Raw genomic sequence first — 20,459 nt, forward strand, 5'->3', positions numbered from 1 at the left:
GGTGTTATAGTTAGCGCATTCAAGGGGTTAAATGAATGGGAGGGGATGTGATGACCATGACCGAGCAGGAGATGGCGGCGGGCGTCGAGGAGATCCACGCCGCGTGGAAGGCCTTCGAGCGCAAGCTGCTGACGCTCGTCGAGGCGATGGCGCACCCGCAGGACCGGCTGGTCCTCGAGGTGGGGGAGCAGGTGGAGGTCCCGATGGTGGCCTTCCGCATGCAGAGCGGCGCGCTCTGCGCGACCGTCGGTGACGACGAGTACACCGAAAACCACGCGATCGGGCGGGAGCCGCTCGTCCACCGGGCGATCATGGTGCTGCGCAACATCGTCGGCGTCCCGCACCCGCAGCTGCTGACGCACCGGGCGGAGGGTCCGGTCGCCCAGCTCGCGCCGGTCCTCGGGCTGGCCTGGACGGGGGGCCTGCGCACCGCTCCCGACGTGTACGTCGAGACCGACCGGGAGGCGCTGGTCGACATCGTCGAGGACGCTCTCAATGGCGTCTACGACGTCGGCCGCGACGAGGACGACGACCTCTATCTCGAGCACCTCGGCCAGCGGGTCTGGGTGCAGGTGCTGCCGGATGCGCCGGCCACCGTGATCAGCACCCGCGTGGCCCACGGGGCGCGCTCGCGCCGGCAGGCCGCGGTCGAGGTCGGGATCCTCAACCGCTCCAACCCGTGGATCTGGTGGCAGGTCATCGGTCGTGACATCGTCCAGACGGCGACAGTCGAGACCATGCCCTTCGCCCCGCACCACCTGATGACGACCATGGCGGTCTTCCTCGACGCCATGACGACCCGAGACGACCTGGCGCTGCGCGTCGGGGGAGAGGTGGCCTGATGCGGCTCACCAGTGCACAGATGGACCGCGCCTGCGGTGCCCCTCTCGGCTCCGCGGTGGGCGATGCCCTTGGCGCCGGCTACGAGTTCGGTTGCGCCGCAGTCGGACCCGACGGTCCCGCCATGATCGGCGGCGGCCTCGGCAACTTCGCCCCGGGCGAGTGGACCGACGACACGGCCATGACCTGGCCGGTCCTGGCAGCCGCAGCGAAGGGGGTGGACCTCGCCTCCCCGGAGGCGCTGGACGAGGTCGCCCAGGGTTTCCTCGACTGGTACGCCTCCGGCCCGGCCGACATCGGTACCCAGACCCGCCAGGTCCTCTCCTCGCTCCGCCACACCTCGCTCCGCCACACCTTGCTCCGCCACACCTCGCCCCGTCACGCATCGCCCCGTCACACCTCGCTCCCTGAGGAGCTTGCTCTGCAAGCGTCTCGAAGGGAGTCCCTTCGAGACGGCGCTGGCGCGCCTCCTCAGGGACCGGATGAGCCCCTCGCCACCCGCATGACCCAGGCCGCCGCGGACCTCCACGCTCGGACTGGCCGCACGGGCGGCAACGGCTCGCTCATGCGCACGTCGCCGGTCGCGCTGGCGCACCTCGACGACCCGCAGCGGCTCACGGCTGCGGCGGAGGCGGTCTCGGCGCTGACGCACACGGACGAGCGGGCCGGGCAGGCGTGCGCCCTGTGGTCGCACGCGATCCGGCACGCGGTGCTCGAGGGGGCGCTCGACGTGCGGGTCGGGCTGCCGTACCTGTCGGAAGGGGCGCAGGCCTTCTGGACCGAGCGCATCGAGGAGGCCGAGGCACAGGAGCCGGCGACCTTCACGCCCAACGGCTATGTCGTCACGGCGTTCCAGGCTGCGTGGTCGGCGATCCACCACACGCCGGTGCCCGACGAGATGCCCTGCCGGCACCTGCAGGACTCGCTCGACACCGCGATCCGGATCGGCAACGACACCGACACGGTCGCGGCGATCGCCGGTGGCCTGCTCGGCGCCCGGTGGGGTGCCTCGGCCGTGCCCGCTGCGTGGCGTCGGATCGTCCACGGCTACCCGGGCCGCACGGCCGAGGACCTCGTCAAGGCGGCCACCCTGGCCGTGCGGGGTGGCCGCCCCAATGCCTACGGCTGGCCCGGGGTGGAGCGCATCGACTACCACCAGGCCCGCCGCTCGGTCCTCGTGCGGCACCCCTTCGACGACGGGGTGTGGCTCGGCAACGTGCTGGCCCTCGACGAGCTGCCCGAGGAGATCACCGCGGTGGTGAGCCTCTGCCTCACCGGCTCGCGGCAGGTGCCGGCGGGCGTGGTGCACGTGCCCTTCCGCCTCATCGACGAGCCAGGGGCCGAGGCGAACCCCAACCTCGACGTCGTCCTCGCCGATGCGGCCCGGACGGTCGCCTCCCTTCGGGCCGAAGGCCACCGGGTGCTCGTCCACTGCGTCGCGGCCCAGTCCCGCACGCCCACCGTGGGCATCGCCCACGCGCTGGAGCTCGGGGTCGACCTCGAGACGGCGACGCGGGAGGTCGCCGCCGCCCTGCCCGAGGCGTCGCCCAATCGGGGATTCCGGGCGGCACTGGGCCGCTACGCGCAGGGGCTCAGTGGGCGACGGTGAACCGCTGCCGGCGGTGCTTGCCCTGCTCGATCTCGTCGACGAAGGCGAGGGCGAAGTCCGTGCCGGAGATCTCCGAGTTGCCCTCGGCGTCGGTGACGAGCTCGTCGCCGCCGAGCCGGTAGCTGCCAGTCGTCTCGCCGGGGGCGAAGGAGCCGAAGAGCGCGGCGGGGGAGACGTAGAACCAGTCGAGCTCCTGCGGGCCGGCGCGCAGGGCGTCGAGCACCTTGGCGTGGGAGAGGGCCTCGGGCTTCCAGTCGTCGTGGAAGTCCGGGGTGTCGACGAGGCGGGGACCGCCCTTCGTCACGTGGAGTGAGCCGGCACCGCCGACGAAGGAGAGGCGGGCACCGTGCTCGATGGCGGCAGCGGTGAGCCGGGCGACGTGGTCGACGAGCGGGGAGCCGCCGACGTCGGCGCCGTGCGTGGCGACGACGAGGTCGTCGGCGTCGGTGGCGGCCTGCGCGAGGACGGCGTCGTCGGTCAGGGAGCCGGTGCGGTACTCGACGCCTTCGGCCTGCTCGGCCGGGGCGGTGCGGCTGTAGGAGATGACCTGGTGGCCGCGGGAGGCGGCTTCGCGGGCGATGTTGCCGCCGGCGTAGCCGGTGCCGCCGAAGATGACGATGGTGCTCATGGTGTTCCTATCGGTTGGGGTTGGTCAGGCGGGGAGGGGCTCGACGGGGCCGTCGCTGTTGCGGCGCCACCCGAGCTCGGGGGCGACGTGCTGGGCGAAGGAGTCGAGGATGTGCAGGTTGTAGTCGACGCCGAGCTGGCTCGGGATGGTGAGCATGACGGTGTCGGCGGCCGCGATGGCCGCGTCGGCATTGAGCTGCTCGACGAGCTGGTCGGGCTCGGCGGCGTAGGTCTTGCCGAAGGTCGAGCGGAAGCCGTCGATCATGCCGACCTGGTCGCTGCTGCCCTGGCCCTGCAGGCCGAAGAAGTGCCGGTCGAGGTCGCTGACGATCGGGAAGATGCTGCGGGAGACCGACACCCGCGGCGCCCAGTCGTGGCCGGCCTCGCGCCATGCGGCCTGGTAGAGCGCGATCTGCTCGGCCTGCAGATCGGCGAAGGAGGCTCCGGTCGCCTCGGTGAGCAGCGTCGAGCTCATGAGGTTGAGCCTCTGGCGGGCGGCCCACTCGGCGGTCTCGCGGCTGCCGGCCCCCCACCAGATGCGGCGGTCGAGGCCGGGGGAGTGCGGCTCGACCCGCAGCCGGCCGGCGGGGCCCTGCGTCGGGTCGGCGTCGACGACCTGGTCGCCGCGGATCGCGGACATGAAGGTCTCGAAGTGCTCGCGGGCGAGGTCGGCGCCGCGCGGATCGCGAGCACCGGTGTGGCCGAAGGCTTCCCACCCGCGCAGGGCGGGCTCCGGTGACCCCCGACTCACGCCGAGCGCGACCCGGCCTCCGGAGATCAGGTCGAGGGCGGCGGCCTCCTCGGCCAGCTGCAGTGGGGTCTCGTAGCGCATGTCGATGACGCCGGTGCCGACCTCGATGCGCCGGGTGCGGGCGGCGATGGCCGAGAGGACCGGCATGGGCGCCGCGCCCTGCCGCGCGAAGTGGTGGACACGGAAGTAGGCGCCGTTGACGCCGATCTCGTCGGCACCGACTCCGATCTCGACGGCGTCGCGCAGGGCCTGACCGGCGTCGGGGTCACCCGGCCCCCTGCCGTGCCCGTAGTGCCCGAAGCTCAAGAATCCGAAGGCATGCATGACCGGTGTAACTAGTTGTCTCGGCAACTAATTCCCGGGGTGGCCGGGGAGTATCCGCGGAGGCGAGTGGCGTGGACTCGGCACCCTGCAGGCACCCCGCGTGGCTCGGGTCCGGAGGCCGCCACCAGATCTCGACCTTCGTGGAGCGGTGCGACGGCGGCTTGCGAGGATGGCGCCATGACCCTCCACGACCGCCTCGACCTGGCCCACGGCCCCGCCTGGGCCAACCGGCTCGCCCTCGCCCCTCTCACCAACACCCAGAGCCACGCGGACGGCACGCTGTCGCAGGACGAGTACCGCTGGCTCGTCGCCCGGGCCGAAGGAGGATTCGGCCTGACGATGACCTGCGCGACCTACGTGGCGCCCGCGGGGCAGGCCTGGGCGGGTCAGCTCGGGATCAGCGACGAGAGGCACCTGGAGGGCCTGACCCGCCTGGCCGACGGCATCCGGGCCGCCGGCAGCGTCTCCTCGGTGCAGCTGCACCACGGCGGTCGACGCTCCGACCCGGCCGTCACCGGTGTGCCGAACGTCGCTCCGTGGGACGACCCGGACAAGGGCATCCGTGCCCTGTCGACCGGGGAGGTGCAGCAGGCGGTCGAGGACTTCGTCCTCGGGGTGCAGCGAGCCGAGCGCGCCGGCTTCGACGGCGTCGAGGTCCATGGTGCCCACGGCTACCTCATCTGCCAGTTCCTCGACGGACGCCACAACCATCGCACCGACGGCTACGGCGGGTCGCTCGAGGACCGCTCGCGGATGCTCTTCGAGGTCCTCCGCGGGATCCGCGAGCGCACGCGCCCCGACTTCCAGGTCGGGCTGCGGCTCACCCCACAGGGCAACGGCATCGTCCTCGACGAAGGTGTCGCCGTCGCCCAGCAGGTCCTCGACTCCGGGCTCGTCGACTACCTCGACATGTCGCTGTGGGACGCCTTCCTGACCGTCGACGACGAGGGTGACCTGCTCATCGACGCCTTCACCGGCCTCGAGCGCGGCGAGACCCGGCTCGGCGTGGCGGGCAAGATCCGCTCCGCGCAGCAGGCGCGCTGGTGCCTGTCGAAGGGGGCCGACTTCGTCGACATCGGCCGGGCGGCGATCGTGCACCACGACTTCCCGAAGCGCTCCGCCGACGACGACGCCTTCACCATGGCGGCGCTGCCGGTGACCCGCGAGCACCTGCACCGCGAGCGGGTCAGCGAGACCTTCGTGGAGTACCTCGATGCGGGGTGGCCGGACTTCGTGGCCGGCTGAGCGGCGACCGCCCCATGGTGGCGTGGTACGGGCGGCACCAGGGTGCGCGAGAGGGCCGACGTCGACAGGTTGCACCACACCGCACCCGCGGCGAGACTCGGGGTCGACACCCCCGCCAACCCGTAGGAGCTGGGTATGAGTGAGAACACCACGGTCATCAACGCTTCGATCGACGACGTCTGGTCGGTGCTGAGTGACGGCTGGCTCTACCCGCTGTGGGTCGTCGGCGCCTCGCGCATGCGCGACGTCGACCCGGACTGGCCCGCTGTCGGCAGCCGCATCCACCACTCGGTGGGCGCGTGGCCCGCATTGATCCACGACCACACACGCGTGCTGGCCCAGCAGCCGCACGAGTCCATCACCCTGCGTGCTCGCGCCTGGCCGATGGGTGAGGCCAAGGTGCACATCACAGTGACCCCGGTCGACGACCGGACCGAGGTGACGATGGTCGAGGACGTGGTCTCCGGGCCGGGTCTCCTCGTGCCCGGGATCGCGCGACAGCCCGGCCTGAAGTGGCGCAACTCCGAGACCCTGCGCCGGCTGCGCCTGCTCGTGGAGGGGCGCGCCGGCAGGACGCAGACGCGCTGACGAGAGTCCTCGCCCGCGGTGTGCCCGTCGAGGGGAGCCGAGCGACCTTCGTGTCGCGCCGGCCCCCTGGGGCTCAGCCGGCGTCGACGGGCTCGACGGGCCCTCGCGGAGAGCGCCTGAGCGGCGGTGCGCCTACCGCGCCACGCTCTGCGGGTCGCCCCTGAGGAAGAGGTCGGGCGTCAGCGGAAGTTCGCGCACCCGGATACCGGTGGCGTGATAGGTCGCGTTGGCCACCGCTGCCGAGGCACCCACGATGCCGATCTCGCCGACGCCGCGCGAGCCCATCGGGTTGATGTGCTCGTCGGTCTCGTCCAGCCACACCGCCTCGATGTCGGCGACGTCCGCGTGCGCGGCGACGTGATAGCCGGCGAGGTCGTGGTTGACGACGTGAGCCCAGCGTTCGTCGAGCACGCTGTGCTCGTGCAGGGCCATCGACAGGCCCATGACCATCGCGCCGGTCAGCTGGGAGCGCGCGGTGCGCGGGTTGATGACCCGCCCGACGGAAAAGACGCCGAGCATGCGCGGCACCCGCACCTCGCCGGTGTCGGCGTGCACCCGCACCTCGGCGAACTGCGCCCCGAAGGAGTGCGGCGCGAAGCGCTCGGTGAGATCGCTCTCCGGCTGCTCCGCCTGCGTCGTCGCCCCCGCGGCGGGCGTGCGCCCGTGCTCCTCGCGGAAGGCACGCGCCGCGGTGACGACGGTCGTGCCCCAGGAGGAGATACCTGTCGAGCCACCCGCGAGGCTGCCCGTCGGCAGGTCGCTGTCGCCGATCCGCAGATCGACGTCTTCGACCGGGCACTCGAGCGCGTCGGCGGCGATCTGCGCGAGGGCGGTCCACGTCCCGGTGCCGATGTCCGTCGCCCCGATCTCCACGCGGTATCGATCGCCGTCGTACGTCACGCGGGCCACGTTGCCCGACATCATCAGTGCCGGGTAGGTCGACGCGGCGACGCCCGTCCCGACGAACCAGTCGCCCTCCAGTCGTCCCGGTCGCGGGTCGCGGTCGGCCCAGCCGAACCGCCGCGCTCCCTCGCGCAGGCACCCGACGAGGTCGCGGTGGGTGAAGGGCAGGCCGGTGTCCGGGTCGATCGCGGTATCGTTGCGCACGCGCAGCTCGATCGGGTCGAGCTCGCAGGCGATCGCCAGCTCATCCATCGCGACCTCGAGAGCGTGCATGCCCGGGCACTCACCGGGTGCGCGCATCCAGAAGGGGACCGGCACGTCGAGCGTCGCGAGCCGGTGGGTCGTGCGGCGGTGCGGCGCTGCATACATCGTGCGCGTGGGTGCGGCCGTCTGCTCGGCGAACTCGTACAGTCGCGCGCTCTGCTCGACGACGTCGTGGGAGATCGCCGACAGCCGCCCCTGCCGGTCGCTGCCGAGGCGCACCCGGGAGATCGTCGGGGTCCGGTAGCCCGCGAGGGTGAACATCTGCTGGCGGGTCACGCAGAAGGAGACCGACAGGCCGGGCAGCCGCATGGCGGCCATCGCGGCGAGCACCTCGTGGGAGTGCGGCTTGCCCTTGGAGCCGAAGCCACCACCGACGAAGGGGGCGAGCACCCGCAGCTGCTCCGGCTCGAGTCCGAGCAGGGGGGCGAGGGCGGATTGCGCGGTGTGGGCGCCCTGGATGGAGTCCCACAGCGTGAGGTGCTCCTCCTGCCACAGGGCCACCGTCGTGTGCGGCTCCATGGGGTTGTTGTGCTCCATCGGCGTCGTGTACGTCTGCTCGAGCCGTACCTCGGCCGCCTCGAAGGCAGCGTCCACGTCACCGCTCGCGGTGTCCGTCTCGTGGCCGGCGTTGACCTCGTCGGGTGCGTAGAGGTCGTCGCGCTCGGCCGACAGGGTGGCGTCGACGGGTTGCTCCTCGTAGGAGACCTTCACGAGGGAGGCGGCCTCGCGGGCCGTCTCGCTGGTGCGCGCCACGACGGCACCGATGAGCTGACCGCGGAAGGCGACCTCGTCACTCTGCAGGATGAGCATCTCGGTGTCGTCGGAGCTCGCGAGCCGCGGGGCGTTGAGGTGCGTCAGGGTGAGGAGCACCCCGTCCAGCGCCTCGGCGGCGCTGGTGTCGATGTCGGCGATGCGGCCGCGGGCGATGGTGGCCTGCACCGGGTGCAGGTGCACCCGCTCGGCCTGCTCGTGGTCGGCGGCGTAGGGCGCGGTGCCGGTGACCTTGGCGACGGCGTCGTGGCGGGCCCGGTCGGTGCCCATCGCGCGGGGCGTGATCATGTCGGTCATCGGACCTCCTCGGTGAGGTCGCGCAGGACCGAGACCATGGTCCGGCGCAGCATCGGGATCTTGAACCCGTTGTCGGGCAGCGGGCTCGCGTCGGTGAGCTCCGCCTCGGCCGCCTCGGCGAAGGCCGCCGCGTCTGGAGCCCGGCCGCGCAGCACCTCCTCAGCGGCGCGGGCTCGCCACGGCTTGTGGGCGATGCCGCCGCAGGCGATGCGCAGGTCGGCGATCCTCCCTTCGTCCACGTGGACGGCCGCGGCGACCGAGACGAGGGCGAAGGCGTAGGAGGCCCTGTCGCGCACCTTGCGGTACTCCGAGCGCCGGGCGAAGGGGGTGGCCGGCACGTCGACGCCGGTGATGAGCTCACCGTCGGCGAGGACCGTGTCCCGCTCAGGGTGTTCGCCGGGCAGGCGGTGGAAGTCGTCGAGAGGGATCTCGCGAGGCCCGTCCGGTCCTTCGACGCGCACGATGGCGTCGAGCGCGAGCATTGCGACGGCCATGTCGGAGGGGTGGACGGCGACGCAGGCGTCGGAGGCGCCGACGACGGCGTGGTCACGGGTGTAGCCACCGATCGCGGAGCAGCCGGTGCCCGGCTCCCGCTTGTTGCACGGCGTCGTCACGTCCTGGAAGTACGGGCAGCGGGTGCGCTGGAGCAGGTTGCCGCCCGTGGTGGCGAGGTTGCGCAGCTGTCCCGAGGCCCCGGCGAGCAGGGCACGAGAGAGGACGGGGTATCGCTCACGGACGCGGGGGTCGGCCGCGAGGTCGCTGTTGCGCACCGTGGCGCCGATGCGCAGGCCACCGTCGGGGAGGTCCTCGATGCCGTCGAGCGGCAGCCGGCTGACGTCGACGAGCAGTTGCGGTGACTCCAGTCCCAGGCGCATGTGGTCGACGAGGTTGGTCCCGCCGGCGAGATAGCGCGCCTGCGGGCCGGACGTCGCGAGGGCGATCGCGCCCGCGACGTCCTCGGAGCGGCGGTAGTCGAAGGGCTTCACGACGAGACCTCCCGGATGGCCGAGCGGATGCCGCCATAGGCCCCGCAGCGGCAGAGGTTGCCGCTCATGCGCTCGCGGATCTCGTCGTCGTCCGCGGAGGCGGTGCTCGTGAGGTCCTCGGTGACATAGCTGGGGCTGCCCTGCTCGAGCTCCTCGAGCATCCCGACCGCGGAGCACACCTGGCCGGGTGTGCAGAAGCCGCACTGGAAGGCGTCGTTGTCGACGAAGGCCTGCTGCACCGGATGGAGCCCGTCCTGGGCGAGGCCGGCGGCAGTGACCACCTCCGCGCCGTCCTGGGCGACGGCGAAGGTCAGGCAGGACGTCGCCCGGCGACCGTCGAGCAAGACGGTGCAGGCGCCGCACTGGCCGTGGTCGCAGCCCTTCTTGGGCGAGGTGACGCCGAGATGCTCACGCAGCGCGTCGAGCAGGCTCGTGCGGGTGTCGAGCGTGAGCGAGCGACGTTCGCCGTCGACCACGAGGGTGATGTCGGTCTCCATGGCAGTCCTTGGCGTCGGGGTTGGGGCGATACCTCATCGTACGGCTGGAGGGCACATCCTGCGTCCTGGAAAGGGCGGTAGCACCGCCGCCGTCGTCACCCTGCGGCGTAGCCGAAGAGCCCTACGGCGGCCGCGCGCATATCCTCTCGTCGTGTCCTCAGCTCCGTTGCCCAGGCCGTCGAGGTGGCGTCGGCTGCTCGCTTGGTCCATCGACCAGCTCCTGCTCGTCGTCGTGTACGTCGGTCTTGTCGGGGCGATCGCGTCCAGCGTCGAGGTGAGCGATGGGCAGGCCGTCTTCGTGCTGCTCGGGTTGGCCTTCGCCGTCCCGCTCCTCTACGGCGCGGCGTGCCGAAGGGGGCGCACCCTGGGATGTCTCGTGGCGGGCACCGCCTTCGTGCACGTCGGTAGCCAGCGGCGGGCCACATGGGGTGGGACGGTGCGTACGGTGCTCCTGCGGTGGTGGTTGCCGCTGCTCGGGATCTTCGTCGTGCTGTCGCTCTTGTCGCTGGACTCCGGGGGCGGCGACGTCTGGGAGTCGGCCCACGAGTCGCGCCGCGTGCGTTGACCCCACGTTCGCCTGAGGGGCGGCGTGGTCGTCAGGCGGACCTGTCGGTCGACGCCGTTGCTGCCTGCCCGCTCCGCACGACGTCCACCAGACGAGCGACCGCGGTCAGCAGGGCCAGGGCAGCGAGCACGACGAGCGGGGCGGACGGGCCGATGGGGTCCTCATAGGTGTTGAGCACGAAGGGCAGGGCGAACCCGGAGTAGGAGACGACGTAGAAGAGCCCCGTCACCAGACCGCGGGCGTCGCGCGGCGCGAGCCGCTCGACGTCCTGCAGTCCCTGCCCGAGGCACAGCCCGTAGGCGCAGCCGAGGATGACTGCCGTGAGCGCGAAGGTCACCGGGCTCATCCGGCCGCCCGCGGCGGCGCCGATGGCGAACCCGAGCGCTGCGAGCCCTGCGCCGATGACGCCCAGCGCACGCCAGTGCCCCCAGCGACGCGTGCCGATCTGGGTCAGCAGTCCGGTGCCGAGCGCCAGGATGCACGCCACCGCGATGAGCAGCGGGCCGCTGAAGCGGTCACCGATCCGCCCGGTGAAGACCATGACGGCGGAGATGACGCATGCAAAGACCCACAGCCCCATCGGCAGCGCCGCGATGAGGGCTGGGCCGATGCGTCGTCCAACGACGAAGGGAGCGCCCCGCACCTCGTCGTCGTACACCGCGACGTCCTCGGTCTCGGTGCCCGTCCGCAGCACGATGAGCACGAAGCAGCCGGCGGTGAGCAGGACGGGGATCGCGTAGGCCGCGACGATCCCGGCGCGACCCGGTAGTGCGCTGGTCAGGAGTGCGGTGACCACGGGACCGATCGCGAATCCACCGGTGAGGACGACGCCGGCGCGGGCGGCCCCCTTCGCCGCGTCCTGGTCGGCAGCCCACGCGGTGCCGGCACTCGCGACCATGCCCACGCCGAGGCCGACGACGAGCCGGCCGATGACGACGCCGACGAGCGTCGGCCAGATGAGCATGACGAGGTTGCCGGCGCACGCCAGGGCGAGCCCGGCCAGCACGACCGGGCGGCGACCGACGCGGTCGGAGACGCCACCCCCGAGCAGCAGGCTGGGCAGCAGACCGAGGGCGTAGAGGCCGAAGGCCGCGTCGAGACCGGGCCGGGGGATGTGCGCGAAGTCCTCGAGGACGGGCACCAGTGCAGCGAAGTGGTTGGTCGCCCACCCCGCCGACAGCAGGGCGGCCAGGGTGATGAGACCGGTGCGACGGTGCGCGGAGGTCGTGAGGTCTGCCGGCGGGTCCGCGGGGCGGGTGTCGGTCATCGGGTCCTCCTGGAGGGGCGCTTCGGCGACGCCCGCGGGGAGCCTAGCCCGCACGTCCCGGGGAGGGTCCGCCGGCTACCGCGGCCGACAGGCGACGTCGAGCCGGTGCCCGCCGGCGAACGTGCGCGCCAGCTCGTCCGGCACGAGCAGCCGCGCGCCGTGAGTGCCAGGTGAGCCGGCGGTCACCGTGGTCAGCACGTCCTGCAATGTCGCGTCGCCGGCGAGCTCGGCCTGCCGGTGCAGGTCGAGCAGATCGCCCGGGTGGGCGTCGACTCGCTGGGCGTCGACGAGCAGACCAGCGGGGTCGCGGGGCTCGAGCAGGGGGCCGACGATGGTCCAGCGGTCCGCGTCGGGCGCGCGGCGCGCGGCCTCCTCGCGAGAGATGACAGCTGGCCGGGTCGCCGGCTGCATGTCCCACCAGGCGTCGCACCGGCTGCAGTGACGGATCTGCACCCCCTCGGCGGTCGCGACCTGCCGAACGCTCGTGTGCCGTACGCCGCGGGTGCACGCGTCGACGCAGACTTCGCACGCGCCCTCGTACCAGGAGATCCGTCCCCTCTCTCCCCGCACGTCGCTAGCCCGCCATCTCCCACACGGAGGACATCTGCCAAGCGGGGTCGGCCCCCTCGATCGCCGGCGGGTTGACGAAGCCCGCGGTGCTCTCGTCGAAGGTGACGTCGACGCTGCCCGTCGCGCCGTAGCGGTGCTTCGCGACGTGGACGGTCGCGTCGAGCGGGTCGAACTCGAGCTCGGGGCGCTCGATGAGCAGCACGTTGTCGACCACGTCGATGACCTCGTCGTAGTCCCGCAGGTCGCTCAGCTGCGGGGTCCTGCGCTGGTCGCCGGCGCGCGGGTTGTGCAGGCTCGAGACGAGGACGAGGGCGAAGTGCTCGCGACGTGCCCAGTCGGCCATGTAGGTCACGTCGTGGCGCACGGTCTCACCGAGCATGGCGATGCCGTCGGCGACCACGAGCTCCACGTCGTCCTCGTGGGTGACCATGCCCACGGAGTCGGGGAGCGTGCCGGCCGGTGGGCAGTCGGCGTAGATCGACAGCGGCGCGTCGGCGAGACGCTGCTGGCGCTCGCTCAGGCGCTCGCGGCGCCGGTCGGACAGGTCGCCGGAGCGCAGGTGGCGCAGCGGGATGCGCGTCTCTGCGGCGATTATGCGCAGCGCGACCTCGATCTCGGGGGCGTCGGGGGCGAGGATCACGGTCTGCTTGCCGTGGTGCAGCGCCGCTGAGCGGGCCAGCCCGGTGGCGAAGCGAGAGGCCCCCTCGCCCGAGCGTGACGCGACGATCGTCGTCTGCCCGGGGTGCAGACCTCCGGCGAGGAGTTGGTCGAGCTTGACGAGGCTCGTGGGGACCTTGCGGCTGCCGAGCGGCCAGGTCGAGCCGATCAGGCGGGCGATCGTCAGGCCGAGGGTGTCATCTCCGAGGGCGTCCGCTCCTGTGTCCATCCCACAGAGGCTAGGTCCAGCCACCGACACGCCGGAAGGGCTATGCCAGCCCAGCTCTCCCGTACAGCACCGCGGGCCGCCCGCGCCCGACGACCGCCCGCACGACCTCGCCCCCTTCTGTGACAGGGGCCAGTTGGTCCTTCATCCGGCGAGCGAAGTTGTCCTTGTGCAGCGCTTCGCCGACGACCGCCTGCAGTGTGAAAGGCTCGGTGAGGAAGCCGTCCGCGTCAGGCAGCGGGTCCTCGTAGCGGTGGCGGAACTCGTGCCGCTCGCGCAGGGAGATGACGGCTTCGCGGACGGTCTTGCTGTGGTCCGCTTGTGGACGATCGGTGTCGTGCCCATCGGAGTCACCGCATCCCAGTGAGGCTCAACCGTGACGTTGGCGTCGGTCTGGATGATCGCGATGTCGTGCGTGAGGTGCTCGATCCTGCCGTGCACGACGAAGAGGTCGCTTGGATGCCGCCAGTGCTGTTGGCGAGCCCGCTCGTGCTTGTTGAGCAGCTGTTTCGCCTTGGCCGCCTCCGTCCTTGCCAGAACCGCACTGGGTCTGACGGAGGCTCTGGTCATTTGATTTCAACCAGCGCCTGGTCCACCCGCTGGGTCGCGTAGGGCTTCCCTTCGAACTCGGCCGGCGGCAGGTCGACGAGGAAGCCGCTCGTGGTTGTGTCAGTGCACCCAGCCGCGGGTCGCGAGCTCCACATCGTCGACGGTGCGCTAAGGGCCGGGCGTGCGGGTTCGCGGATGAGCTCGGCCTTGTAGTAGCCGTTCACGGTCTCGGCCAGGGCGTTGTCGCAGCTCTTACCGACGGTCCCGATCGAAGGGACGGCGCCGATCTCGGCAGACGTTCGCCGTCGCGCAGACTCGTGAACTGGCCCTTCGATCCTCCCTGCGTGTGGTGGCATCGGTGGGGGCGGAGGTTGCGCGATCTCCGCCGTTGGCGTGGGCGAGTACGGACAAAAACTGATGAGCTGTCTGGCCATCGAACCAAGTGGGCAGCAGAGACGGCCGAGTGGGGGCGCCGCCCGAATGAATTATCGAGGCGCCGATGCCCTAGATGCTGATCTGCATAATCGAACCGTCTATCCCTACCGCGCTGCTCGAATCTGCTTCTGAAACACCAGGTGGGGAATGTCCACTCGTGGGGTGAGTTTCTTTGAGCTCATCCTGCGCATCGAGAAGGGCGTCGAGAGACCCCGATTCCATCGCGGCGTCGATTCTAGAATCGACGCCGAGAAACACCTGGATAGACGGCCCCTCTGTGGTCGGGAACGAGTGTGCAACCCCCCGGAAAAGTCCATGTTCGTTCTCGAGGGTCACGCGGTTTCGGGGAAATGCGCTGGCCACCTCCAGGAGATCGAGTGGGAGGAGTTCTCTTGCCGCCGCAAGATTGCCAGAAAAGATGGCTAGCCTGCCGGTCCCCGCTCTGATTCCACGCGCCATCGTCGATGCTCCAATTGCGACAGCCTCCTCGTTGCGCAAGAACGAAGAGCGAGGCGTTGTCCGTGCGATTTCCCAGTCTTCATTCTCGATGGTGATGTGCGTGTCGTCAGAAGGGGGATCCACGGCACGGTAGCGTATCGCGTTTCCGTTGCTGACGGTAGCGACCACGATTCCCTGCGGGGTTGTCCCGTTGAGCGATAGGGACGAGAGCTGCGTCACCCCTCTGGCGAGTTGACCGATTGTTGTGCTGGTCTCGGCCGATCCTTTGCATTCGAGGCTCAGGACGCGAAACGTGTGCGAACCTGTGTTCCTGTCGGTCAGGAGGTAGTCGGGCTGTCGCCCATCGGTGACGATGGTGGGCCCATTCTGGCGGTTGAACCAGTGGAGAGGGTCTCCGAGAGTCAAGTCCAGATCTATCACATGAGGGGGCGGACCCCCGGCGATGGTGTTGTGCCACGCTAGGGCGACCTGTATGCCGAATCCGACTCCAAGTTCCTCGGACAGAACCCGACGTTGGTTGGCGCGCACGCGAGCGGCCTGTTGGCTGAGTGCGAGTGATCCTCCGGTGGGCTGGAAGGCGCCGATGTAGCGTAAGCAGGCCCAGTGTTGGTACCAGTCGAAAATCTGTGCATTCGGCGCAATCGCAGTGGCCTTCGCCAGATTCAGTAGAGCTTGCATTGGGGAGGCTTGGATGGAGCCATCCACGCCCGTTGCAACAGTTGCGCGCTTCACGGCAAGAGTGCTCCCGGGTGGCATCTGCGCGTGCGGGTGGGCATTCACTCTGGCAGCCAGATTGGTATTGCTGATCCCGTCTATGCGGTAATGTCCGTTCAGGATTGCCAAGCATTGTCGAATTGACTGCGGCACGACGCGTGCTCCCTGGAGGTTGTTTGACGGGCGTTCCCTTTCGAGCGGTTCACCTAGGGTTATCGGACATCCTTGTTTCGCCACCGGCGGAGGGTGGAGGTTTGCTCGTCTGGGTCGAGGGGAGGGGTTGGCTCGACAAGCGGCATCAATTCCTGCTCTTGCGGCACGTGAAGCTTACCTTTTTCGGGGAAGTAGGCGTCCAGTCGGAGCAGCCGTACTTGAGCTCGTTCCGCCGTCGCGCCGAGCGAGAAGCCGGCCTTCCTCAGCAGGGTTGCAATGTCTGAGTCCACTCGGAAGGCGGACTGGCTTTCGATGTTGATCGCAACGTGTCGAGCGCCGTTGAGCAGAACTGCGCGTCGTGCCGCCTCAAACCCAGCCTCGTGAGGGTAGACGCTGTCGCCCGGATCCATCGGAGCTCCACCGGTGCCGAGTTGTTCGAAGGCGATCTCTTCCCGGGTCGACTTAGAGAACTCCGTTGATGCTGAGCCTTGTGGCAGCTTGCCCTTCAGCGCCAAGCGGGACAGGTCCCCGCGGAAGCTTCGGGTGACCACAGTGTGTGCACCTAGCGTCTGGACGATCCGCAGGGCCTCGTTGAACTTGTCCGTCATCACGAGGCTGTCGTATTGCCCGTAGGGCACGACTCGTGACTCGATCCGTGGGTGTCGGACGTAGACGACTTTGGCGATCGTCGGTTCGTTGCCAAACGTGAACTCGTCTGCGCGCTCCAGTGGCAGTTGCACCACGGACGCGCCCTTGGCCTTGATCGGGTCGGAGTCATAGAAGGAAATCAGTTGCATGTCATCGCAATCTACGAAGTTCGTTGGTCAGGGGGCTTGCGCTTCGCGCGTCCAGGTCAGAGCTGTTCGAAGTAGGTCCTCATGCGACGTGCCATGAGCAACCGTCGCTCAGCGAGGAACTCGCGGTAGTTACCGCTCGACACCTCGGAGAGCCACTCAGGCGCGGCGTTCTCGACCAGGTTCGCAGCGAGGTCCTTCCCGTCGGTGATCTCGCCGAGTGACAGCCGACCACTCCCGATCTGCTCGGCCATCACCGCCATGTACTCCGACGGAGGCTTGTTCGACACGCTGATGTTGATCGAGGTCTCCGTCAGCGCGAAGTTTGCGACCTGGTTGTAGTCACCCCGGTCGGGGAAACCGTTCTTCTGGAGGTAGTCCTTGGGGACGATGTGGTGGATGTCGCCCGACTGCTGGTGCATCGCCGCCACAGTGATGGCCTTGGACAGGAACCCGCGCGACCCTGCCTGCACCTGGGAGGCGAGGAAGGTCTGGAAGTAGGGGCTGGACGTACTGGTTGTCTCGAGACTGGCCGGGAGCGCAACGTTCCAGAACCCATCGGTGAGCTCGGACTCCTCGATCTGCTTCAGGTACGCGGCAGCTCCGAGCGTGCCGATGCGACGGATGTCCTGCTCCCACGTGGATTCGAAGCTCCCGGAGTGGCGTGCAGTCAGCATCGACATGACAAACCAGCGGCGCACGATGCGCTTCCGCTCGCCTTCGCTCATCTCCGAGTCGCCGCGCAGACGGAGGTACAGCGCGTAGGCGAAGTTCAGAGCATTCTTCGACCCGATCATGTCCGGGGTGATGAAACCCGCTGACTTGATGGTCATGATGAAGTTCTCGTAGTGGAACTTCTTGACCATCATGTCCAAGGCTGCTTCGAGCTTCTCGTAGGCGACAGGGATCCTGGACTCGTCCACCTTGCGGGTCTCCGGATCGCGGCCGGACAGCTCGGAGACGATGCTGGAGGCCTTGCCCCGGCTGAAGCCGACCAGTCCGGCGACGCGGATCATGTCGCTGTAGGTGGGGTCGTACAGGTCCTCTGAGTCGTCCTTCAGCCAGGCGATCTTGGCCAGATGTCCGCTGCTCTGGAACTCGGTGTCGTTGGTCTGGATGTCGTCGTAGGCGTGAGGCGCGATGGCCAAGTGGCAGAAGTAGTCGATGAGCTTGCGGAGGTTGCGGCCGCGGTCTCCGTACGTGGCGATCTTGCTCATCGCGAAGTCGGCGCTCGAGAGCGGCACGCCCTTCGAGTTGATCCGGATGAAGATCTCGGAGACGGTCTCGACATCTAGGTCGTCGCTGAGCTGGATGATCCCGATCTGGGCGTTCTTCAGTTGTTCCAGCCGGCCAAGATTGCCCTCGACCACCTCTGCGTCGACGTCCGGGTTGGCCTCGAAGTACTTCTTGTAGAAGCCGAATGTTGACGCGCTGGTGAAGAGGGCGCTTATGTCCGAGATCCACTCGGGATTCTTGTCGATGACCGGTGTCAGGGTCGCGAAGGTCTCGGTCATGGGGTTGAAGGCGATCTTGATGCGCTTCGTGCGGTACCGCTTGTCGATCACGTCGAGGCCTGCCACCGCTGCTCGAAGAGCCGTGATCCGCTGCTGCCCATCGATCAGGATCTGCTGGTGGGCGGCGACCTGGCCGCCCTTCAGATGGGCGCCGATGGACTGCCACGTGATGAGGTATCCGACCGGGTACCCCTTGTAGAGGGAGTCCATCAGGTCGCGGACCTTCACGGTGTCCCAGACAAAGGGCCGTTGGAGCTCAGGGATCGCGATTTCTTCACGGCGAACGTCGGCCAGCAACTGACTCACGGCCGACTGGGTGACCTTGTACTTCGACACTCCTGCTCCCTCCTTGCGGCTGGCCTGACCATATCCAGCGAAGGGGGCCGGCCGCCGAACGACGACCGGCCGACTTTCACCGCTTGGTCCAGTCGTCGCAGCCGCTCGACTCGAAGAACTTGTCGGTGGCCGCGATCGTCACGAGCGACTGACCGCTCGAGTTGTTGTTGGCGATGATGTCGTCGAAGGAGTCGCTGCCGCTGAGGCGCGCCCAGTAGCAGTTGCCGCTGGCGGCAGCCGGAGACATGTAGGTCCCAGGCTCGATGTCGACTCCGACCTCGAAGGTGCCGTCGCCAGGGATCGAGCTCTCGGGTGCCGGCGGCTTCGCGGTGACCGTCTCGGTCGAGGTGCGCGTGGTCGTCGTGGGCGCAGCGGTCGTGGTGGTCGTCTCGCCCGGGTCCGTCACTGTTGCCGTGGACGTGACGGTCGATGTGCTGGGACGTGACGTGGCCGTGGAGTCGCCTCCGGTGCCGATGAGCATGACGAGTGCTCCGAACACGAAGGCCGCGAGGGCCGTTGTGCCGTAGCCGATCAGGTGCAGTGTGGTCTTCATGACTTCCTCCGTGCGTAGTGGTGGACTGCTGGGCCGTGCCCTCCCCTCCGGGGCACGACCCAGCAGGTGGACCAGCGTCAGGCGACGCCGGTGGTCTGCTCGCCGTCGATCGGCGTGAGCTTGGTGCCGGCAAGGGCGGTCTGCGCCTGCAGCAGCAGCCGGTTGAGCGTCGTCTGGAGTCCGTCCGCCTGGGTGGCGACCCTGTCGCCGTACTTCCTGATCTGTCCTGCGGTCTTCTGGATCTCGTCGAGACGGCTGAGGGCCTCCAGCGCCTCGCTGATCCGCTCGCGCGCCGTCTCGACCTCTCCGTTGTCGTCGCGCGTCGACGCTGCCAGCGACGCGGCCCGGAGCAGGCAGATCACCGTGTGCAGCAGCGCCTGGTCGTCGGTCGCCGGGTCGAAGGCCATGACGATCCGGCGGCTGCCGATCGTGCGGACCCGATGCCCCTCGTTCTCCTCGACCGTCGGCACGAGTCCGAGCGATGCGGCCGCGCCGCGGTTGCGCTCGGCCTCGTCGAGGTAGTCGCCCCACCCGCGCTTCTGACCCGAGTTGGTCATCTCGAAGACGACCTTCGCGCCGGAGTCGGCGATGCTGAGGACGCCGTCTCCCTTCTTGCAGCGGGGGAGTGCGCCCGTCGTGGTTCCGGTGGCGACGTATTCGTCACCGAACCCCGCGGCCAGAGCCGCGAGCACGGCGCCCGCGTTGTCCTCGTAGCTCGCACCCTTGATGGGCGTGACGTTCGCGGCGGCCTTGGTGGCGGCGCTGGCTGCACGCTGGACCTCGATGGCCTTGGTGAGCTCCGTGACCTTCGTCTTGAGCTCATCGTTCTGCTTGGCCGAGAGCGTGACGAGCTCAGCGTGCTTCTTGTCGAAGGCCGCCATCTGCTTGGCGATGGGCGAGGTGGGGTCGTCAGGGTTGAGTGCCTTGGTCGCCTTGTCGAACATCGAGGACGTGTGCTCGTCCGTGCGCTTGGTGAGCTTGGTCGTGAAGTCGTCGAGCACGGGCTGCAGGCGTGCGATGAACTCCGGGTCGTCCCCGCCGAAGAGGCGAGTCAGCTCGTCGCGCAGGTCCTTGCGTGCCGACGTCACGGTGTCGCTGATGGCCTTCTTCGAGGCATCGCTCGACTCTGCGAGGGACTTGCGGACGGTCATCGTCGCCTTGTCCATCGCTTCGGCAGCGGCGGTCGTCACCTTGGCGGTCGAGTCAGCCGCACGCTGAGAGGCCTCCGTGGTCCGCTGGCCGACGTCCTGGATCAGCTGCTCGAGGTTGTAGGTGTCCTGCGCACCGCCGGCGGCATTGATGGCCGTTGCGCCGACGGTGAGTGCCTGGATGACGAAGGGAGCCAAGTCGCACCCCTCGAGGTCGCGGGCTGCGACCGCTGCGCCGCGGGTCCCGGTGGACCACCGAAGGGCCTCCTGCGTGACCGCAGGCTGATTCAGCTGCAGGTCGGAGACGATGATGGTCGAGGTCGCTGCGTCGTACGAGGCCTGGTGGCTGGAGTCGTTGCTCATGTCGCTGCCTTTCGCTCGGTTGGTGTCGCAACCATCGGGGACTCGAACGAAGAAGGGCTAGCAAGAGAACTGATAAGGGGGCTTATCAGTGAGTCCCATAGTCGGCATGCACATTGCCGTCTACCTTGGGCCTATCCGAATGAGGGCAGGCCGACGGGTGAGGAGGGCAGCTCATGTCTGACGCGCATGGCACCGAAGTCATGTCGCTCTCCGACATCGCGGCGTTGGCCCACGTCAAGCGGTCGGTTGTCTCGATGTGGCGCCAACGCACCACGGTCCGTGGCGAGCACATCCCCTTCCCGGCTCCCGTGCAGACGAGCGGTGGGGAGCTCTTCGCGCTGGCCGACGTCGTTGCATGGCTCGAGGCGTCCGGTCGTGGCAACAACGCCGACTTCCGCAGAGACGCCCTCGCGCATGCCCGCCCTCTGGTCGATCTCGACGAGGACACGAGCCG

At 69.2% G+C, this 20,459-nt stretch carries 19 protein-coding genes and 1 pseudogene; 6 read left to right on the plus strand and 14 right to left on the minus strand.

What is annotated here, in order from left to right; genetic code table 11:
* Positions 1-56: 56 nt before the first annotated feature.
* Together AB4Y78_RS01750 and AB4Y78_RS01755 are read left to right on the plus strand one after the other, a co-directional pair.
* Positions 57-842, plus strand: coding sequence for a T3SS (YopN, CesT) and YbjN peptide-binding chaperone 1 (locus tag AB4Y78_RS01750; RefSeq protein ID WP_282070103.1), 786 nt, complete (start codon positions 57-59; stop codon positions 840-842).
* On the plus strand, positions 842-2,449 hold the full coding sequence (locus AB4Y78_RS01755; RefSeq protein WP_441713702.1) for an ADP-ribosylglycohydrolase family protein: 1,608 nt from the start codon (positions 842-844) through the stop codon (positions 2,447-2,449). Before AB4Y78_RS01750 ends, AB4Y78_RS01755 begins: the two co-directional genes overlap by 1 nt.
* Here the strand turns inward: AB4Y78_RS01755 and AB4Y78_RS01760 are convergent.
* Positions 2,433-3,077 (minus strand): NAD(P)-dependent oxidoreductase, encoded by a 645-nt coding sequence (locus AB4Y78_RS01760; protein ID WP_265231711.1) that lies wholly within the window; start codon positions 3,075-3,077, stop codon positions 2,433-2,435. The two genes, AB4Y78_RS01755 and AB4Y78_RS01760, sit on opposite strands and share 17 nt — an antisense overlap.
* Positions 3,078-3,101: 24 nt before the next feature.
* Positions 3,102-4,151 carry an LLM class flavin-dependent oxidoreductase gene (locus tag AB4Y78_RS01765; RefSeq protein WP_441713701.1) on the minus strand — a complete coding sequence of 350 codons (1,050 nt, stop codon included), beginning with the start codon at positions 4,149-4,151 and terminating at the stop codon, positions 3,102-3,104.
* Between the two features lie 177 nt (positions 4,152-4,328).
* Here AB4Y78_RS01765 and AB4Y78_RS01770 point away from each other — a divergent pair, with 177 nt between their 5' ends.
* Positions 4,329-5,396: an NADH:flavin oxidoreductase gene (locus AB4Y78_RS01770; protein ID WP_441713700.1), complete on the plus strand. Its 1,068-nt coding sequence runs from the start codon at positions 4,329-4,331 to the stop codon at positions 5,394-5,396.
* 135 nt (positions 5,397-5,531) lie between these two features.
* Positions 5,532-5,984 carry an SRPBCC family protein gene (locus AB4Y78_RS01775; protein ID WP_007925195.1) on the plus strand — a complete coding sequence of 151 codons (453 nt, stop codon included), beginning with the start codon at positions 5,532-5,534 and terminating at the stop codon, positions 5,982-5,984.
* 132 nt (positions 5,985-6,116) lie between these two features.
* Here the strand turns inward: AB4Y78_RS01775 and AB4Y78_RS01780 are convergent, their stop codons facing one another.
* Genes AB4Y78_RS01780 through AB4Y78_RS01790 form a run of 3 tightly spaced genes read right to left on the minus strand, consistent with a single transcriptional unit; the run spans position 6,117 to position 9,702 of the window.
* Positions 6,117-8,219, minus strand: coding sequence for a xanthine dehydrogenase family protein molybdopterin-binding subunit (locus tag AB4Y78_RS01780; RefSeq protein ID WP_441713699.1), 2,103 nt, complete (start codon positions 8,217-8,219; stop codon positions 6,117-6,119).
* Positions 8,216-9,205: an FAD binding domain-containing protein gene (locus AB4Y78_RS01785; protein WP_441713698.1), complete on the minus strand. Its 990-nt coding sequence runs from the start codon at positions 9,203-9,205 to the stop codon at positions 8,216-8,218. Before AB4Y78_RS01785 ends, AB4Y78_RS01780 begins: the two co-directional genes overlap by 4 nt.
* On the minus strand, positions 9,202-9,702 hold the full coding sequence (locus tag AB4Y78_RS01790) for a 2Fe-2S iron-sulfur cluster-binding protein (RefSeq protein WP_072624334.1): 501 nt from the start codon (positions 9,700-9,702) through the stop codon (positions 9,202-9,204). The genes AB4Y78_RS01785 and AB4Y78_RS01790 overlap by 4 nt, the downstream gene beginning before the upstream one ends.
* 151 nt (positions 9,703-9,853) lie before the next feature.
* Between AB4Y78_RS01790 and AB4Y78_RS01795 the strand changes: the two genes are divergently transcribed.
* On the plus strand, positions 9,854-10,267 hold the full coding sequence (locus AB4Y78_RS01795) for an RDD family protein (RefSeq protein WP_441713697.1): 414 nt from the start codon (positions 9,854-9,856) through the stop codon (positions 10,265-10,267).
* A gap of 31 nt (positions 10,268-10,298) precedes the next feature.
* On the opposite strand, the gene AB4Y78_RS01800 is transcribed toward AB4Y78_RS01795, so the two are convergent.
* The 3 genes from AB4Y78_RS01800 to AB4Y78_RS01810 all read right to left on the minus strand — a co-directional run bounded on the left by AB4Y78_RS01800 (position 10,299) and on the right by AB4Y78_RS01810 (position 12,990).
* Positions 10,299-11,534, minus strand: coding sequence for an MFS transporter (locus tag AB4Y78_RS01800; RefSeq protein WP_441713696.1), 1,236 nt, complete (start codon positions 11,532-11,534; stop codon positions 10,299-10,301).
* Between the two features lie 75 nt (positions 11,535-11,609).
* On the minus strand, positions 11,610-11,945 hold the full coding sequence (locus tag AB4Y78_RS01805; protein WP_441713695.1) for a hypothetical protein: 336 nt from the start codon (positions 11,943-11,945) through the stop codon (positions 11,610-11,612).
* Between the two features lie 163 nt (positions 11,946-12,108).
* Positions 12,109-12,990, minus strand: coding sequence for a DnaB-like helicase C-terminal domain-containing protein (locus AB4Y78_RS01810; protein WP_441713694.1), 882 nt, complete (start codon positions 12,988-12,990; stop codon positions 12,109-12,111).
* A 166-nt stretch (positions 12,991-13,156) separates the two neighbouring features.
* Here AB4Y78_RS01810 and AB4Y78_RS01815 point away from each other — a divergent pair, with 166 nt between their 5' ends.
* The gene (locus AB4Y78_RS01815) at positions 13,157-13,354 is read left to right on the plus strand and encodes a hypothetical protein (protein ID WP_282070130.1); all 198 of its coding nucleotides are present in this window, start codon (positions 13,157-13,159) and stop codon (positions 13,352-13,354) included.
* A gap of 199 nt (positions 13,355-13,553) precedes the next feature.
* Here the strand turns inward: AB4Y78_RS01815 and AB4Y78_RS01820 are convergent.
* The 6 genes and pseudogenes from AB4Y78_RS01820 to AB4Y78_RS01845 form a co-directional block, all read right to left on the minus strand.
* A pseudogene (locus AB4Y78_RS01820) lies at positions 13,554-13,894 on the minus strand (IS3 family transposase); the annotation flags it as partial.
* 146 nt (positions 13,895-14,040) lie between these two features.
* A complete protein-coding gene (locus AB4Y78_RS01825) occupies positions 14,041-15,297 on the minus strand; it encodes a hypothetical protein (protein ID WP_387356829.1) in 1,257 nt (418 codons plus the stop codon).
* Between the two features lie 59 nt (positions 15,298-15,356).
* A complete protein-coding gene (locus AB4Y78_RS01830) occupies positions 15,357-16,094 on the minus strand; it encodes a hypothetical protein (protein ID WP_282070132.1) in 738 nt (245 codons plus the stop codon).
* A gap of 56 nt (positions 16,095-16,150) precedes the next feature.
* Positions 16,151-17,941 carry a GmrSD restriction endonuclease domain-containing protein gene (locus AB4Y78_RS01835; RefSeq protein WP_441714292.1) on the minus strand — a complete coding sequence of 597 codons (1,791 nt, stop codon included), beginning with the start codon at positions 17,939-17,941 and terminating at the stop codon, positions 16,151-16,153.
* 76 nt (positions 17,942-18,017) lie between these two features.
* Positions 18,018-18,494, minus strand: a complete 477-nt coding sequence (locus AB4Y78_RS01840) for a hypothetical protein (RefSeq protein WP_441714294.1) — start codon at positions 18,492-18,494, stop codon at positions 18,018-18,020.
* Positions 18,495-18,571: 77 nt separating this feature from the next.
* On the minus strand, positions 18,572-20,005 hold the full coding sequence (locus AB4Y78_RS01845; RefSeq protein WP_441714296.1) for a hypothetical protein: 1,434 nt from the start codon (positions 20,003-20,005) through the stop codon (positions 18,572-18,574).
* Positions 20,006-20,459 lie beyond the last annotated feature (454 nt).

Source organism: Janibacter sp. RAF52 (assembly GCF_052114035.1).
Lineage (GTDB): Bacteria > Actinomycetota > Actinomycetes > Actinomycetales > Dermatophilaceae > Janibacter > Janibacter hoylei.

Excerpts from the sequence above, each read along its gene's own strand:
- AB4Y78_RS01805 (WP_441713695.1), bottom strand. The coding sequence starts at position 11,945 with ATGCAGCCGGCGACCCGGCCAGCTGTCATCTCTCGCGAGGAGGCCGCG.
- AB4Y78_RS01810 (WP_441713694.1), bottom strand. The coding sequence starts at position 12,990 with ATGGACACAGGAGCGGACGCCCTCGGAGATGACACCCTCGGCCTGACG.
- AB4Y78_RS01770 (WP_441713700.1), top strand. The coding sequence starts at position 4,329 with ATGACCCTCCACGACCGCCTCGACCTGGCCCACGGCCCCGCCTGGGCC.
- AB4Y78_RS01760 (WP_265231711.1), bottom strand. The coding sequence starts at position 3,077 with ATGAGCACCATCGTCATCTTCGGCGGCACCGGCTACGCCGGCGGCAAC.
- AB4Y78_RS01840 (WP_441714294.1), bottom strand. The coding sequence starts at position 18,494 with ATGAAGACCACACTGCACCTGATCGGCTACGGCACAACGGCCCTCGCG.
- AB4Y78_RS01775 (WP_007925195.1), top strand. The coding sequence starts at position 5,532 with ATGAGTGAGAACACCACGGTCATCAACGCTTCGATCGACGACGTCTGG.
- AB4Y78_RS01830 (WP_282070132.1), bottom strand. The coding sequence starts at position 16,094 with ATGCAACTGATTTCCTTCTATGACTCCGACCCGATCAAGGCCAAGGGC.
- AB4Y78_RS01780 (WP_441713699.1), bottom strand. The coding sequence starts at position 8,219 with ATGACCGACATGATCACGCCCCGCGCGATGGGCACCGACCGGGCCCGC.
- AB4Y78_RS01750 (WP_282070103.1), top strand. The coding sequence starts at position 57 with ATGACCGAGCAGGAGATGGCGGCGGGCGTCGAGGAGATCCACGCCGCG.
- AB4Y78_RS01790 (WP_072624334.1), bottom strand. The coding sequence starts at position 9,702 with ATGGAGACCGACATCACCCTCGTGGTCGACGGCGAACGTCGCTCGCTC.
- AB4Y78_RS01755 (WP_441713702.1), top strand. The coding sequence starts at position 842 with ATGCGGCTCACCAGTGCACAGATGGACCGCGCCTGCGGTGCCCCTCTC.
- AB4Y78_RS01845 (WP_441714296.1), bottom strand. The coding sequence starts at position 20,005 with ATGAGCAACGACTCCAGCCACCAGGCCTCGTACGACGCAGCGACCTCG.
- AB4Y78_RS01765 (WP_441713701.1), bottom strand. The coding sequence starts at position 4,151 with ATGCATGCCTTCGGATTCTTGAGCTTCGGGCACTACGGGCACGGCAGG.
- AB4Y78_RS01800 (WP_441713696.1), bottom strand. The coding sequence starts at position 11,534 with ATGACCGACACCCGCCCCGCGGACCCGCCGGCAGACCTCACGACCTCC.